Source organism: Pseudomonas sp. A-RE-22 (assembly GCF_019956035.1).
Taxonomy (GTDB): Bacteria; Pseudomonadota; Gammaproteobacteria; order Pseudomonadales; family Pseudomonadaceae; genus Aquipseudomonas; species Aquipseudomonas brassicacearum.
The window spans coordinates 1-14,836 of record NZ_JAHBCZ010000066.1 but is presented as its reverse complement, the minus strand read 5'-3'; the positions used below and the strand labels follow the sequence as shown (position 1 = coordinate 14,836).

Here is a 14,836-nt window from a genome sequence, read left to right as displayed (position 1 = left end):
TCCCACAGAAGACACTCGCCAGTTGCCCCACTGTCTGTTGAAAGGATTGAAATGACACCCCGTACCGCCCTCGGCGCCCTGCACATCGGCGCACTCATGTTTGGCCTGACCGGTGTATTCGGCAAACTCGCCGCAGCCTCGCCGGCGGTCATTGTGTTCGGTCGCGCCGTCTTCGCCGTGCTCGCCCTGGCGATGTTCGCCCGGTTCGCCAGCAACAGCCGCTGGCAGCAACTGCGGGCCCAGGATGGCTGGCGATTGCTCCTTGGGGGGCTGTTGCTGGCCGGGCATTGGGTGAGTTTCTTCATCGCAGTGAAGGTTGCCGGCGTGGCGGTCGCCACGCTGGGGTTCACCAGCTTCCCGGCCTTCACGGTGCTGCTTGAAGGGCTGATCTTCCGCGAGCGGATTCGCGCCAATGAAATCTGGTTGGTGGTGTTGGTGAGCGTCGGCCTGGTGTTGGTCACGCCGAACTTCGACTTGGCCAGCGGCGCCACCACTGGCCTGCTGTGGGCCGTGTTCTCGGGGTTGCTCTTCTCCCTGCTGTCATTGACCAACCGCGCCGGTTCGGCGCACGTCCCGCCGGTGCAGGCCGCGCTGTGCCAGAACGTGGTGGTCGGGTTGTGCCTGCTGCCGATGGCCGCGCCACAATTGAGTGACGTTCGCCCCATCGACTGGTTGTGGATCGGCTTGCTCGGTGTGTTCTGCACCGGCCTGGCCCACAGCCTGTTCGTCGCCAGCCTGGCGGTGATCAAGGCCCGCACGGCAGCGGTGGTGTTCGCCATGGAGCCGGTCTACGGCATCGCCATGGCCTGGTGGCTGTTCGATGAGAGCCCGACCCTGCGCATGCTGCTGGGCGGCGTGGTGATCATCACGGCCATCGTGATCTCAAGCCAACTGAGCGGTTCAAAGAAACCGGGGGTTGGCGCCCAAGCCGCGTCTCACTGAACCCGATCGTTGTGGCCCAGGTCCCGCTCCGGATCGATCCGGTCGCGGACCCGCTGCTTGAGGACCTTGGCTTCGGGAAAACCACCATCGGCCTTGCGCTCCCAGATCTGCGTGCCGTCGCAACTGATGTGGAACACACCGCCGGTGCCCGGCACCAGCGACACCTTGCCCAGGTCATCGCCAAAGGTGCTGAGCAGCTCCTGGGCCAGCCAGGCGGCGCGCAGCAGCCATTGGCACTGGGTGCAATAGGTGATGACGACTTCCGGTTTGTGTTCGGTCATTGCGGGTGGACTCCTGGGTTCGAAGGCGTCGCTATAATACCCGCCTTTGATCGCCCGCCCCGAGATTGACGATGCGCCGCCTCCTGCCCCTCCTGCTTCTGTTGCTGTTGCCCCTGCTCGGCCATGCCAACGAGCCCGCCGTCGACGCGCCACGCCCGAAAATCGGCCTGGTGCTGTCCGGCGGCGCCGCACGGGGGCTGGCCCACATCGGCGTGCTCAAGGCCCTGGAAGAGCAAGGCATCAAGATCGATGCCATCGCCGGCACCAGCATGGGCGCGGTGATCGGCGGGCTGTATGCCTCGGGCTACAAGATCGACGAACTGGAAAAACTCGCCCTGGGCATCGACTGGCAACAGGCTCTGTCCGATGCGCCACCGCGCAAGGACGTACCATTCCGGCGCAAGCAGGATGACCGGGACTTCCTGGTCAAACAGAAACTGAGCTTTCGTGACGACGGCAGCCTCGGCCTGCCCTTGGGGGTCATCCAGGGCCAGAACCTGGCCCTGCTGCTCGAAAGCCTGCTGGCCCACGCCAGCGACACGCGGGACTTCGACAAACTGCCGATCCCGTTTCGCGCAGTCGCCACGGACATCGCCACGGGCGAAAAAGTCGTGTTTCGCAAAGGCCACCTGCCCAAGGTCATTCGCGCCAGCATGTCGATCCCGGCGGTATTCGCCCCGGTGGAACTGGACGGCCGGCTGCTGGTGGACGGCGGCATGTCCGACAACATCCCGCTGGATGTGGCCCGGGAAATGGGCGTGGACGTGGCCATCGTGGTCGACATCGGTACGCCCCTGCGCAACCGCAAGCAACTGGTCACGGTGGTCGACGTGCTGAACCAATCGACCACCCTGATGACCCGGCGCAACTCTGAAGAGCAACTGGCAACGCTGAAGAAAGACGACGTGCTGATCCAGCCGGCGCTGGCGAGCTTTGGCTCCACCGATTTCGGCCGGGCCCAGGACATGATCGATGCCGGTTACCGTGCCACGCGGATACTCGAGGCGCGCCTGGCTCCTCTACGCCCGTCCGAGGCGCCCGACGCCGAGCTCATGGCCGCGCGCACCCCCAGCGAGCGCACGCCGGTCATCACCGCCATTCGAGTGGAGAACGACTCGAAAGTCGGCGATGACGTGATCCGCTATTACGTTCGCCAGAAGATCGGTGAGCCGCTGGACCTGGGCCGCCTGCAGACCGACATGGGCACGCTGTACGGCCTGGATTACTTCGAGCAGGTGCAATACCGCGTGGTCCGCAAGGGCCCGGATCACACGCTGGTGATCAGCGCTCGGGGAAGACGCACCGGCACCGACTACCTGCGGCTGGGGCTGAGCCTGTCGGACGACATGCGCGGCGACAGCGCTTTCAACCTGGGAGCCAGCTATCGGGTCAACGGCATCAATCGCCTCGGTGCCGAATGGCTGACCCGGGCGCAGATCGGCGACAAGCAGGAGTTGTACAGCGAGTTCTACCAGCCATTGGATGTCGGCTCGCGCTACTTCATCGCCCCCTACGGGCAATTCGAATCCCGCAACGTGGAGTCGATCCTGGACAACGATCCGGTGGCCCAGTATCGCGTCGAGCGCTATGGCTTCGGGCTGAACGTGGGCCGCCAGATCGGCAACAACGGCGAAATCCGCTTCGGTGTCGGCCAGGCCTGGGGCAAGGCGGATGTGCGCATTGGCGACCATGACCAGCCCAGCGAAAACTTCAATGAAGGTTTCTATGAGCTGAAGTACTCCTTCGATTCCTTCGACAACGTGTATTTCCCCCACGAGGGGGAAGACATCGGCCTGAGCTGGCGCCAATACGAACCGGGGCTGGGTTCCGACCAGCGTTACCGCCAATGGGAGTTCAAGCTGGACAAGGCCCTGAGCAGCGGCCCGGATACCTTCATCCTGGGCGGGCGCTACGGACGAACACTGGACACTGCTGAAGTCGTGACGTCCAGCTTTGTGCTCGGTGGCGCGCGGCAACTGTCAGGCTTTCGCGAAGACGGGGTGTCCGGGCAGAACATCAGCCTGATGCGCGCCGTGTATTACCGCCGCCTCACACCGCGGGCCTACCTGCCACTGGACTTCCCGCTGTACATCGGCGGCTCATTGGAACGCGGCCGGGCCTGGAACAACGACAACGAATTCGACAGCGGCTACATCAACGCCGCCAGCATTTTCCTCGGTTTCGATACACCGCTGGGGCCACTGAATTTCAGCTATGGCTTTAACGACGATGATGAACAGGCGGTGTATCTGAACCTGGGGCAGACGTTTTGAGGGGATAGGCGTTTGCCTGGGCTGGATTGATAGCCTGACAGGCCGCTATCGCGAGCAAGCTCGCTCCCACAAGGGGTCCATGGGTGTCTGCGCAATGGCTGTTCACCACAAATCCCTGTGGGAGCGAGCTTGCTCGCGATAGCGGCGGGTCAGTGTCGGTGATGTTGACTGTGCTGCTACCTCAGCGAATCCCCGCCAGCAGCACCCGGGCGGTTTGCTTGAGGGGTTCGTCGCCCTCCTCGAGCAGTTCTTCAAGCAGGGAGACGGCGGTTTTCAGGTCTCCATCGTCGATGCAATTCTGTGCCTGTTCCAGCTTGACCGAGTGTTCAGGGACCTGAGGTTCGAGGGAAAGGGTGTCCAGGGAAACAGGTTCAAGTGCCAGCGGCTCAAGTTCCAGCGACTGTTCTTCGTCGGCAAAGCTATCGAGGAAGGCATCGTCCAGGGACTCGGTCTCCAGTGGCGCTTCCCATTGCAGCTCCGGTTCGTCAAAACCTGAAAGCGAAAAGCTCTCGGCGGCATGGGGTGAAACAGCCTCCTTATCAACCGTGTTGTCCTGGGCATCGGCGAGGTCCCAGCTGGTTTCCATGGACAGTGCATCCAGGTCCAACTCGAACTCGTCACCGGGCACCGGTTCACGTTCAGGTGCCGGTGCCGGTGCCGGAGCAGGTGCAGGTGCAAAAACCGGTACCTGAGGTTGTACCGACGCCACTGTCGGCGCGGCGATAATGGCAACCTTGGGATAGCGCCCGCGGATCTCCTCCAACGTCCCGGCATCGATACCCTGTGCCAGTAGATGATGTTCCTGGGCCTGGAAACCGATGACATCGCCCTGCTTGCCCAGTACCTCCAGCAACTTGAGGCCCAGGTCGGTGCGTTCCGGCTCCGCCAGCAACGCGGCGCGCAACAGCCCTGCGGCCTCGGTGAACCGACCGTAGGTCAAGTAGATCCCGACGCCCTCCAGCACATCGCCCAGGGGCGTATCCCCGTTGTTGAACGATGCCGCAGTCTCGGACGGCTCCGTATCGGGGATTGATGCATAGGTTTCGTCGTCCTCCTCCAGCATCGGCTCGGGACGCCCGGTCATCGGTTCCAACTCGGCCTGCTGCTGCCGACGCCGAACGAACAGTAACAGCGCCAGCAACCCCAACAGGCCCACCAGCCCCGCCACCCATGTCCAATTGACGCCCTCTGGCTCTGCTACCGGTTCTGTAGCGGGTTGCGCGTCCGGCGCCGGTTCCGCTGCAGGAAGCGCCGGTTGCGGTGGTGTCGATGCAACAGGGGCTGGTGCAACCTCGGCCAGCCGGGCCTGCAATTCGCTGATCTGCTTGCGCTGGCCAGCGATTTCCTCGTCCTGGGCCTGGAGCCGGGCCTGCAGTTCATCGATCGTCTTCTGTTGCTGCTGGTTTTGCAGCACGCTGGCGGCCATTTGCTCATCGGGCGCGGCGGGGGCCTGGCCAGCAGGGGCTGCAGCCGAAGTCGGCAGCACGGCCGAGTCGGGCAGCAACAAGTGCTGGCCGATGGAAAGCCGGTCACTGCCGGGGTTCAAGGCCTGGATTCCTTGCATCAACTCATTGACCGACGCGTTGCTACCGGCGTCATGCAGGCGCTTGGCGATGATCCAGGGGTTGTCTCCCGGCACGACGGTGTAACGCTTGCCCTGTACCGCCGGGGGCGGCTTGATGGACTGAGGGGCCTGGGAAGGTTCATCACGGACCGGCACGATACCCGGTGTGCCCGGCGGGTCGATCAGTACGGTGTATTCTCGCAGCAGGCGCCCGTTGGGCTGATTGAGCTGCACCAGGAAGTTGAGAAAGGGTTCCTCCACCGGTTTGCTGGATGTCACCCGAATGAAGCTGCGCTCCCCGCGCAACACCGGCGTGAAGCGCAGGTTGTTGAGAAAGAACGCCCGTTCCACACCCGCACGACTGAAATCGTCCGGGCTCGCCAGGCTGGCCGACAGATCGCCCTCGCTGATCCCGGCCACATCGACCAGGGCGATATCGGCGCGCAACGGCTGGTTCAGGGCGGAATGGAGCGTGATGTCCCCCAGCCCCAGCGCCGACGCCAAGGCAGAATACCCCAGGGCACCCACGACGACCGACACGTTGACCCAACTGCGCAACGTGGACTGCAAACTTTCAAGCATGGGTATCCCTTTCGACTACCAGACTGAGCGCAAACGCATCCAATACGATCACTTAGTACTGGTTATAGTTCGCTAATCGCCGAATCTCAAAAGTCTGGCGCCAGGGATAATGCCTCAGGATTTTTCCAGGTTGGCCAGGATCGTACCGTGGACCCGCATGCACACACGCATGTCCGCTTCGTCGACACCTTCGAAAAGCTCACGACGCAGTTGCGTGGCAATGGTTTCGATTTGTTCGATCAACGGCAGGGCCGGTGCGCAGAGCACGATTTTCTTGGCCCGGCGGTCCTCGGCCACGGCCTGGCGCTGCACCAGCCCCTGGGTTTCCAGGCTGTCGAGCAACCGGGCCAGTGTCGGGCCTTCGACGGCGACGCTCTGGGCCAGTTCTCGCTGGGTCGGCGCCTGTTCGAAACGGGCCAGGTGCAACAGCACCAGCCAACGCGCCTGGGACAGGCCCAGCCCGGCCAGGCGGCGATCCAGTTCGGCACGCCAGCCTCGAGACATTTGCGCCAACTGCATGCCAAAACGGTGTTGATCGGTTAACGGCATAAAAAACTCATCAGATCTGAAATAGAGAAAAACTAATTATTAGTCAGCTAAGCATGAGCTTTGGATTCAAGCAAGGTTCACCTTGTACTGAATCGTTAAAGGCACGCAACCCACTGATCAGACTTCAAATTCCGACTGCAACGCAGCCCTGACGCAATACAGCACGCCTTCGGGAACCCGTCCGACAAACAGTGCGGCAACTTCAGACACTGGCGGTAACTCGCCTTCGCCATCCAGGAAGGCATCCTGCACCTCTCCCATCAGTTCTTCGGGCAGATCCAGCGCCTGTTCCAGGGACAACTGCTGTTTGCCAATGGCTTCGGCCAGCATCGTGTAGACGTTCTTTTCCGAGCACTGCAGTTGCCCGGCGATCTGCAACGGCGTCATGCCGGCCCGGGCCAGCGTAATGAGTTCGTGGCGTACATCGGCCACCGCTTTCGGTGCTTCGGCCTCGCCGCCCAGGACCTGGAGGAAGGCCTCGCCATACCGCTCCAGCTTGCGCGCGCCCACACCACTGACCTGGGCCATTTCCGCCAGGGAGGTGGGCTGGCTGCGGAGCATTTCCAGCAGCGTCGAGTCGGGGAAGATGACGTACGGCGGGACGCCGTGCTCCTCGGCCAGCTTGCGCCGCAAGGCCCGCAAGGCTTCCCATTGATCGCGCTCTTCGCCACGCACCAGTTGGCTGGCCTGGCTCTTGCTGCTCTTGACCGCCGTTGCCGGCTTGAGGTCGCGACGCAGTTCGAGGGTGACTTCGCCTTTGAGCAACGGCCTGCAAGTCGCACTCAGGCGCAGGCCGCCGTAGCCTTCCAGGTCGATGTCGGCCAGACCGCGGGCCACCAGTTGTCGGAATAATGAACGCCACTCACCCTCGGTGCGTGCCTTGCCCACGCCGAACACCGACAGGTGCTGGTGGCCAAAGCTGCGGACCTTTTCGTTGTCCTTGCCCAGCAACACGTCCACCAGATGCCCGACGCCGTAGCGCTGGCCGGTGCGGAAAATCGCCGACAAGGCCTGGCGGGCCGGCTCGGTGGCGTCCCAGGTTTCCACGCCATCGACGCAGTTGTCGCAATGCCCGCAAGGCTGGGGCATGTCTTCGTCAAAATAGGCCAGCAGGGTCTGGCGACGGCAGCGGGTTTCTTCGCACAGCGAGAGCATCGCGTCGAGTTTGTGCTGCTCCAGACGCTTGTGGCGCTCATCGCCTTCGGAGTTCTGCAGCATCTGCTTGAGCATCACCACGTCTTGCAGGCCGTAGGCCATCCAGGCATCGGCCGGCAAGCCGTCACGGCCGGCACGCCCGGTTTCCTGGTAATACGCCTCGAGGGACTTGGGCAGGTCCAGGTGCGCGACAAAACGCACGTTGGGCTTGTCGATGCCCATGCCGAACGCAATGGTGGCCACCATGATCAAGCCTTCCTCGTTGAGGAAGCGCTTCTGGTGATAGGCCCGCAGGTCGTTGGGCAGGCCGGCGTGATACGGCAGCGCCGGGAACCCCTGTTCACACAGGAACGCCGCCACTTCATCGACCTTCTTGCGCGACAGGCAATAGACAATGCCGGCATCACTGCGGCGCTCGGCGAGGAACGCCAGCAACTGCTTGCGCGGCTGCTCCTTGGGTACGATGCGGTAGAAAATATTCGGACGGTCGAAACTGGACAGGAAGCGCTCGGCGTTCTGCAAGTGCAGGCGCTCGACGATTTCCTCGCGGGTGCGCTTGTCGGCGGTGGCGGTCAGGGCGATGCGCGGCACGTCGGGGAACAGTTCCGCCAACTGCCCCAGTTGCAGGTATTCGCGTCGGAAATCGTGCCCCCATTGGGATACGCAGTGGGCTTCGTCGATGGCGAACAGGGCAATTTCCAGGCTCTGCAGGAACGCCAGCATGCGCGGCTGCACCAGGCGTTCCGGGGCCAGGTACAACATCTTCACTTCGCCGCGCTTGATGCGTGTCGCCAGGTCCCGCTGTTGCTCGGCGCTGAGGGTGGAGTTCAGCGAAGCAGCGGCAACCCCCAGCTCTTCGAGGGTCGCAACCTGGTCGTCCATCAATGCGATCAGCGGCGAGACCACCACGGCCAGGCCGTTGCGCAACAGCGCCGGGACCTGGAAGCACAAGGATTTGCCGCCGCCGGTGGGCATGAGCACCAGGGCATCGCCACCGTTGGCCACGCGCTCAATAATGGCACCCTGGCGGCCACGGAAACTGTCGTAGCCGAAGATGTCCTTGAGGACGCGTTGAGCCTGTTCGAGCATAGAAACTCCAAAAATCACCGAAACATCCCTGCAAGGCTGGTTCAGAATCACAAACGCTGCACCGGCAAATCGTAAGTGTGCGTTTCGAACCGGCGGGACGCCGCAGGGCATCACAAAACGCGGCAGTATACCCGAGGCCTTCGTTGCAAAGGGGGCTGCTGACAGGAGGTGCTAGCGGCTAGGGATACCCATACATTGCTTCCGTTGCCACAAGTCCCTGTAGGAGCGAGCTTGCTCGCGATAGCGGTGGGTCATTTTGAGAAGGTGCTGGATGTGCCGCCCTCATCGCGAGCAAGCTCGCTCCCACCACATTTGATCTGCGGCGCCCCCCCCATTTGTGTCCACCCCTGGCCTTCAAGAGGCAAATACGCCACGCGGCTGGCCTGGGCGCTCAAGAAGGCCTAGAATTCCCGCATTGTTTATTCCCCAAGGTAGCCCGTAATGTCCTTCGCTGAGCAACTGACCCGCCTGCAAGTCTTTCTCGACGCCGATGAGCTGCACGAAGAGGCGCTGGACTACGTGGCCGCTCACGGCTATCTGACCGCCCTGTCCATCTGCGCAGAAACGGTGCCGGACCGTGAGTGGATCGACGCCCTGTTCGCCGAAGAGCCGCATTACAGCGACGAAGCCCAGCGTGCCGAAATCGAAGCCACGCTGGTCGGCCTCAAGGCCCACATCGCCCGCCAACTGGCTTCCGACGAAGAATTCGAACTGCCGTGCGACCTGGACCTGGGCGATGACCCGGACGATTCGGAGTTGCGTGGCTGGTGCATCGGCTTCATGGAAGGCGTGTTCCTGCGCGAAGCCGCCTGGTTCGAAACCGCCGAAGAGGAAGTCAGCGAAATGCTGCTGCCGATCATGGTCGGTTCCGGCCTGTTCGATGAGCAACCGGAATTTTCCGACATCGCCGCCGACGCCAACCTGATGGACGACATGATTGTCCAGATCCCCGAAGCCCTCACGGCCCTGTACCTGCTGTGCAACGCACCGGACGAGAAACCGGCGATCCTCAAGCCTCGCCACCACTGAGTGACCGGGTGCCCTCGCCAGTCGGCAATCGCCCGCTGATCCTGCGTTACGTTCTGTTGGCCATTGGCTGGCTGAGCGTAGCGCTGGGGGTCATCGGCATCTTCGTTCCCGTACTGCCCACCACCCCTTTCCTGCTCCTGGCGGCGGCCTGTTTCGCCCGCAGCTCGCCGCGCTTCTACCAATGGCTGGTAGAACATCCCCGCCTCGGCCCGTGGATCCGCGACTACCTCAGCGGCAACGGCATCCCGCTCAAGGGTAAGGTCTATGCCATCGGGCTGATGTGGGCGAGCATCCTCTTTTCCTGCTACCTGGTGCCCCTGCCGTGGGCCCGGGGGTTCATGCTCACCAGTGCGGTGCTGGTAACGGTTTATATCCTCAAGCAGAAGACATTGCGCAAACCCTGAGCCGCCACAAAAGCAAAACCCGTCATGTCCAGACTGGACATGACGGGTTTTGTCGTTTCAGCTCACCTCACACCGTGTCCACCTTCAAAGAATGATCGTTGAGCATTCCGTTGATGATGGTCGCCGTATCCGCCCCGCCAGCGATCATCCCGTCTGCGCCGGGCGTGACGCCGTAATGACTGGCGAGGTTGACGCCCGCCAGATCGATGGTCTGGTTCGGCGTGGCACCGGCAATGGCACTGACGTCGATGCTGGTGATGACCGACCCTCCGCTGCCGCTGATGGTGAAGTGCAGGTAATCGTCCAGTGACGCGGTGCTGCCGTTCTCCCCTTGCAACAGCTGGGACAGGTCGAGTTTGTCGACGCCGGGCGAGAAGTCCGTGATCACGTCGTGGCCGCTGTTGCCTGCCTGCCATTGGAAGGTATCGGCACCGCTGCCGCCAGTGAGCGTGTTGTTGCCCAGGCCGCCGATCAGCAGGTCATCGCCGCCACCGCCATTGAGCACGTCATGGCCCAATCCACCGTTGATGCGGTTGCTCGCGCTGTCACCGGTGAGGGTATCGTTGAAGTTCGAACCGACCAGGTTTTCGATGCCGGTCAGCGTATCGGTGCCGGCGCCTACGGTGTTCTGCGCCGCCAACAATCCCAGGTTCACCGTGACCCCGGCGGTGGCGTGGGCATAGCTCGCCGTGTCGTTGCCCGTACCACCGTCGAGCAGGTCGTTGCCCGCGCCGCTGTAGAGCAGGTCATTGCCTGCCCCGCCGTGCAGGGTGTTGTTGCCCGAGCCTGCGCTGAGGATGTCGTTGCCGTCGCCCGCATTGAGGATGTTGTCGCCGTTACCAGCCAACAGCACATCGTCCCCGGTGGTGCCCGTCAGGGTATGGCCCGCCTGGTAGCTGATGTCCACCGCAGCACTGTCGCTACCGCCATGGTTGTCGCTGGCGGTGTAGCTGCCGTGGTAATCCGGGGTGCTGTCCTGGGCGCCGGCGTAGTTGACGGTCATGGTCAGTTGATAGTTTTCCGCAGCGTTGGAATTACCGCCGCCGGGATTGGGGATGTTGGTGACGTGGATCTGGTAGTTGCCATCCGCCGCCGCAGTGAACGAGGCGCCGTCGCTGATCGCAATGAACGGCCCACCGTTGAGAGAATACTCAAGGGTGATATGCCCACCCGCCAGGTTATGGTCCAGCGTCAGGGTTTCACCCTGCTTGAGGCTGATGTTGAGGCGGTCCTCATCGTTGGCATTATTGTTGGAAACCGCACCCAGCGCGCCACTGACCACCAGCACCGCCGTCATGGTCGCGGCATTGGCGACGAAGGCGCTGCGATTGAGGTTGATCGACTGCACGTTGTTACCGGTGAAACTGACCGTGCCGGTGCTGCCGGTGAAATCCCCGCCTTTGGCGGTCCAACCGGTATTGAAACTGGTGGGTGACGCGGTGAGCGGATCGCCGTTGGCGTCGCTGTCGTTGCCCAGCAGCAATTCGCCCGGTACCACGATGTTGCCCGACAGCACGTTGGTGATGATGTTGTCGTCCATCGCCACGGGTGGGCTGTTGGGCACGACTTTGACCACCAGGCTGGAGCTGGCCAGGTCGCCATCGTTGTCACTGACGGTGTAGCCGATGTTTTCGGTGATCAATACGCTGGTGGCGGTCTGGGAGGTATAGCTGAACGCACCGGTATCGAGGTTGACCACCAGGGTACCGTCATGGGCGGTGGCAATGCTCAGCGTGTTGGTGGTCGTATTGAAACTGCCATGGTTGACCCCACCACTGGTGCTCAGTGCACCGTGGCCACCGTTGGCCGTCGGGTCATAGCTGTACGTGGTGCCATCGACCACCAGGCTTTTGACAAACCCACCATCGGCGCCGAACGAACCGCCTTCGCCCAGCAGGTTGCCGGTAACCGGCGCGCCTTGCACCGTGCCGGAGAGCACCGAATTGAGCTGGTTCAGGTCGGTGACCACCACTGCGTTGGTGTTGGTATGAGCGCTGCCGTCGTAGGCCAGCGGGTCGAGGTAGTCGTTACTGACACCGTCGCCCAGGCCAATGGCGTAGTTCTTGATGCCGTTGGCATCAAGGAAGGCTTTCCACGCCGCCTCGTCTGCCGTGCCGGTTTCCAGGCCAGAATTGGGCTTGCCGTCCGAGAAGAAGTAGCCGATGTTCTGCGCGCCGGTCAGTTGCCCGGAAGTGACAAACGCAGTCTTGGCCGTCGCCACTGCCGCGTCGTAGTTGGTCCCGCCACCCGCCGACAGGCTGGAGAGAAGCGACTTGGCAGTCGCCACGTCGACCCACACCGAAGTCTGGTCGGTGGCACTGCTGCTGAACGTCACGAGCTGGACTTTCACATCCCCCAGGTCATCGTATTTATCGAGCAAGGCGCTGATCGCCTGTTTCGCCAGGTCCAGCCGCGAAAGCCCCGGTACACCGGAGTCATCGGCCATGCTGCCGGACACGTCGAGCACGATCAGCAGGTTCGAATCGATCTCCACCGCGGTGACCGAACGCTCGGACGCAACGGCCTTCGGTACATCATCGACGATGCTGACCACCAGACTGCCGGTGGTGCTGTTGCCCAGGGAATCCGTGGCCTGATAGGTGAAGCTTTCGCTCAACACGTTCGGGCCATCATTGGCATGGGGCGTGGTGTTGGCTGGCGAGGTCAGGGTGTAGGTGTAGGAACCGTCCGGGTGGAGCAACAACTGGCCGTAGGCGCCGGTGGCGTTGCCCACCAGGGTGAAGGAGACGGCGCCAGTGGCACCGCTGACTGAACCGACCAAGGTGCCACTGGCAGTTTCGCTGGTGGCGCTCGGGTCGCTGCCGGTGACGCTGCCAGGGGCAAGGTCCTGGCCATCCTGGTTCAGGTCGAGGGCTTTTTCATAGACAGTAACGTCGTGGTCGGTTTCTGCGATGAGGCAGCTGTTGTGCACGTCAATGGTGAGGGTGGTGGTGCTCTCATCACCATCGGCATCACGCACGGTGTAGGTGAAGACATCGGTCGCGCCTGCTGCACCGACAGCATCGGGGTTGCTGTGGTAGACGGCGTTGCCGTTAGCGTCCAGGGTCAGGTAGCCGTAGGTGCCGTTGATCTGGTTGTTGAGACCACCGACAGCAGAGGTTGAAGTGTCGTTGCCGGCGCGCACGCCGATCACCATGCCGCCATCCGCGCCAAGTACGTCGTTGTCCAGCACGTTGCCGTTGACCGTGCCGCCCTCCAGCACCGAGGCGAAATCGGCATGGGCGCTTGGCACGTCGTCGACGATGTCGATGACGATGGTGCTGGTGACGGTGTTGCCCAACGAGTCCGTGGCCTGGTAGGTGAAGCTTTCGCTCAGCACATTCGGGCCATCGTTGGCGTGGGGCGTCGTCGTGGCTGGCGAGGTCAGGGTGTAGGTGTAGGAGCCGTCGGGCTGAAGCGACAGTTGCCCGTAGGCACCGTTGGCGTTGCCCACCAGCGCGAAGGTCACTGCGCCAACGGCACCGCTGATCGAGCCGACAAGGCTGCCACTGGCGGTTTCGCTGGTGGCGCTCGGGGCGCTGCCGGTGACAGTGCCGGGGGCCAGGTCCTGGCCGTCCTGGTTCAGGTCAAGGGCTTTTTCGTAGACGCTGATTTCGTGGTCGGGGGTGGCGACGAGGCAGATATCGTGGACATCAATGGTGATGGTGGTGGTGCTTTCATCACCGTCGGCATCACGCACGGTGTAGGTGAAGACATCGGTCGCACCCGGGGCGCTGACGGTGTTCGGGTTGCTGTGGTAGACGGCGTTGCCATTGGCGTCCAGGGTCAGGTAGCCGTAGGTGCCGTTGATCTGGGTGTTCAAGCCGCCAATCGCCGGAGTCGAGGTGTCGTTGCCTGCACGCACACCGATCACGGCACCACTCGCAGCCGGTCCGTCGGCACCACCTTCATCGTTGTTCAGGACGTTGCCACTGACCGTCCCACCTTCATCCACCGAGGCAGAGTCGGCATGAGCGGTCGGCAGGTCATCAACGATATTCACGTCCAGGTTGCCGTTGGCGGTGGTGCCGTTATCGTCGGTGACAACCACTGCGAACTGTTCGCTAACGCTGTTGGCGCCGTTGGCGTTTGGATGGGCTTCGTTATCCAGCAAGGTGTAGCTGTAGCTGACCACCCCAGTCGCAGCGTTGAAACCGGTGATAGTCAGGGTGTTGCCCAGCGCGGTGGTAATCGACTGTGGGAAACCGGCTGCCACGCCACCCGTCACCACATTGATGCCGCCAACACTCAAGGTTTGCACACCGTCCAACGCAGTCACGGTGAACGTGCCGCTTTGAGTCAGGGTCGGTGCATCCGGGCTGCTGCCATCGCTGAGGTTTTTCTCCTGCAATGACAACTCACCGCCGTCGGTGTCGAGGCCGGTGATGATCACTGGGTCATCGTTGTTGTGTACTTGCAGCACCAGGTTCGCGGTGCTGGTGTCACCGTCGGCATCGGTCAGGGTGTAGGTGAAGGTTTCGCTGCCATCGCCACCACCGTGCAGGCCCTTGAAGTCGGCATCGGCGGTGTTGAGGGTGTAGGTGTAGGAACCGTCGGCATTGAGCACCAGGGTGCCGTAAGTACCGGTGAAAGTGCCGGGGGTGATAGGGCCGGACGCCACATGGTCTGCACCTTGGGTGTCGTTGGTCAGTACGCTGCCGGTCAGGGTCAGGTTGGTTTCCGAAGCGGTACTGGCGTTGCTGTCGTCCACGGCTTTAGGCAAGTCATCGACGATGTTCACGTCCAGATTACCGTTCGCGGTGGTGCCGTTGTCGTCAGTGGCGACCACTGCGAACTGTTCGCTGAGGCTATTGGCGCCGTTGGCGTTTGGATGGGTTTCATTGTCCAGCAAGGTGTAGCTGTAGCTGACCACGCCCGTGGCGGCGTTGTAGCCAGTGATGGTCAGCGTATTGCCGAGTGCGGTGGTAATCGATTGTGGGAAACCGGCTGCCACGCCACCCGTCACCA

General features: G+C 62.5%; 9 protein-coding genes. 4 read left to right on the top strand and 5 right to left on the bottom strand.

Annotated features, from left to right (window positions below; all coding sequences use genetic code 11):
* Positions 1 to 51 precede the first annotated feature (51 nt).
* On the top strand, positions 52 to 942 hold the full coding sequence (locus KGA89_RS25600; RefSeq protein WP_053162091.1) for a DMT family transporter: 891 nt from the start codon (positions 52 to 54) through the stop codon (positions 940 to 942).
* On the opposite strand, the gene KGA89_RS25595 is transcribed toward KGA89_RS25600, so the two are convergent.
* Positions 936 to 1,223, bottom strand: a complete 288-nt coding sequence (locus KGA89_RS25595) for a SelT/SelW/SelH family protein (RefSeq protein ID WP_003199006.1) — start codon at positions 1,221 to 1,223, stop codon at positions 936 to 938. The two genes, KGA89_RS25600 and KGA89_RS25595, sit on opposite strands and share 7 nt — an antisense overlap.
* Positions 1,224 to 1,294: 71 nt before the next feature.
* Here KGA89_RS25595 and KGA89_RS25590 point away from each other — a divergent pair, with 71 nt between their 5' ends.
* Entirely contained in the window at positions 1,295 to 3,496 is a 2,202-nt protein-coding gene (locus tag KGA89_RS25590; protein ID WP_223472823.1) for a patatin-like phospholipase family protein, read from the top strand.
* Positions 3,497 to 3,677: 181 nt separating this feature from the next.
* On the opposite strand, the gene KGA89_RS25585 is transcribed toward KGA89_RS25590, so the two are convergent.
* The 3 genes from KGA89_RS25585 to recQ form a co-directional block, all read right to left on the bottom strand.
* Positions 3,678 to 5,642 (bottom strand): FimV/HubP family polar landmark protein, encoded by a 1,965-nt coding sequence (locus tag KGA89_RS25585; RefSeq protein ID WP_223472822.1) that lies wholly within the window; start codon positions 5,640 to 5,642, stop codon positions 3,678 to 3,680.
* A gap of 114 nt (positions 5,643 to 5,756) precedes the next feature.
* A complete protein-coding gene (locus KGA89_RS25580) occupies positions 5,757 to 6,191 on the bottom strand; it encodes a MarR family transcriptional regulator (protein ID WP_003199001.1) in 435 nt (144 codons plus the stop codon).
* A gap of 117 nt (positions 6,192 to 6,308) precedes the next feature.
* Positions 6,309 to 8,435, bottom strand: a complete 2,127-nt coding sequence (gene recQ, locus KGA89_RS25575; protein ID WP_223472821.1) for a DNA helicase RecQ — start codon at positions 8,433 to 8,435, stop codon at positions 6,309 to 6,311.
* A 441-nt stretch (positions 8,436 to 8,876) separates the two neighbouring features.
* On the opposite strand from recQ, the gene KGA89_RS25570 reads away from it, so the two are divergent.
* Positions 8,877 to 9,464 carry a YecA family protein gene (locus KGA89_RS25570; RefSeq protein WP_003198997.1) on the top strand — a complete coding sequence of 196 codons (588 nt, stop codon included), beginning with the start codon at positions 8,877 to 8,879 and terminating at the stop codon, positions 9,462 to 9,464.
* Between the two features lie 8 nt (positions 9,465 to 9,472).
* Positions 9,473 to 9,868, top strand: a complete 396-nt coding sequence (locus tag KGA89_RS25565; RefSeq protein ID WP_003198995.1) for a YbaN family protein — start codon at positions 9,473 to 9,475, stop codon at positions 9,866 to 9,868.
* Positions 9,869 to 9,935: 67 nt separating this feature from the next.
* Here KGA89_RS25565 and KGA89_RS25560 read toward each other — a convergent pair.
* A partial coding sequence (locus KGA89_RS25560) for a beta strand repeat-containing protein (protein WP_223472820.1) occupies positions 9,936 to 14,836 on the bottom strand: 4,901 nt, incomplete at its 5' end.

Excerpts from the sequence above, each read along its gene's own strand:
- recQ (WP_223472821.1), bottom strand. The coding sequence starts at position 8,435 with ATGCTCGAACAGGCTCAACGCGTCCTCAAGGACATCTTCGGCTACGAC.
- KGA89_RS25600 (WP_053162091.1), top strand. The coding sequence starts at position 52 with ATGACACCCCGTACCGCCCTCGGCGCCCTGCACATCGGCGCACTCATG.
- KGA89_RS25585 (WP_223472822.1), bottom strand. The coding sequence starts at position 5,642 with ATGCTTGAAAGTTTGCAGTCCACGTTGCGCAGTTGGGTCAACGTGTCG.
- KGA89_RS25580 (WP_003199001.1), bottom strand. The coding sequence starts at position 6,191 with ATGCCGTTAACCGATCAACACCGTTTTGGCATGCAGTTGGCGCAAATG.
- KGA89_RS25595 (WP_003199006.1), bottom strand. The coding sequence starts at position 1,223 with ATGACCGAACACAAACCGGAAGTCGTCATCACCTATTGCACCCAGTGC.
- KGA89_RS25590 (WP_223472823.1), top strand. The coding sequence starts at position 1,295 with ATGCGCCGCCTCCTGCCCCTCCTGCTTCTGTTGCTGTTGCCCCTGCTC.
- KGA89_RS25570 (WP_003198997.1), top strand. The coding sequence starts at position 8,877 with ATGTCCTTCGCTGAGCAACTGACCCGCCTGCAAGTCTTTCTCGACGCC.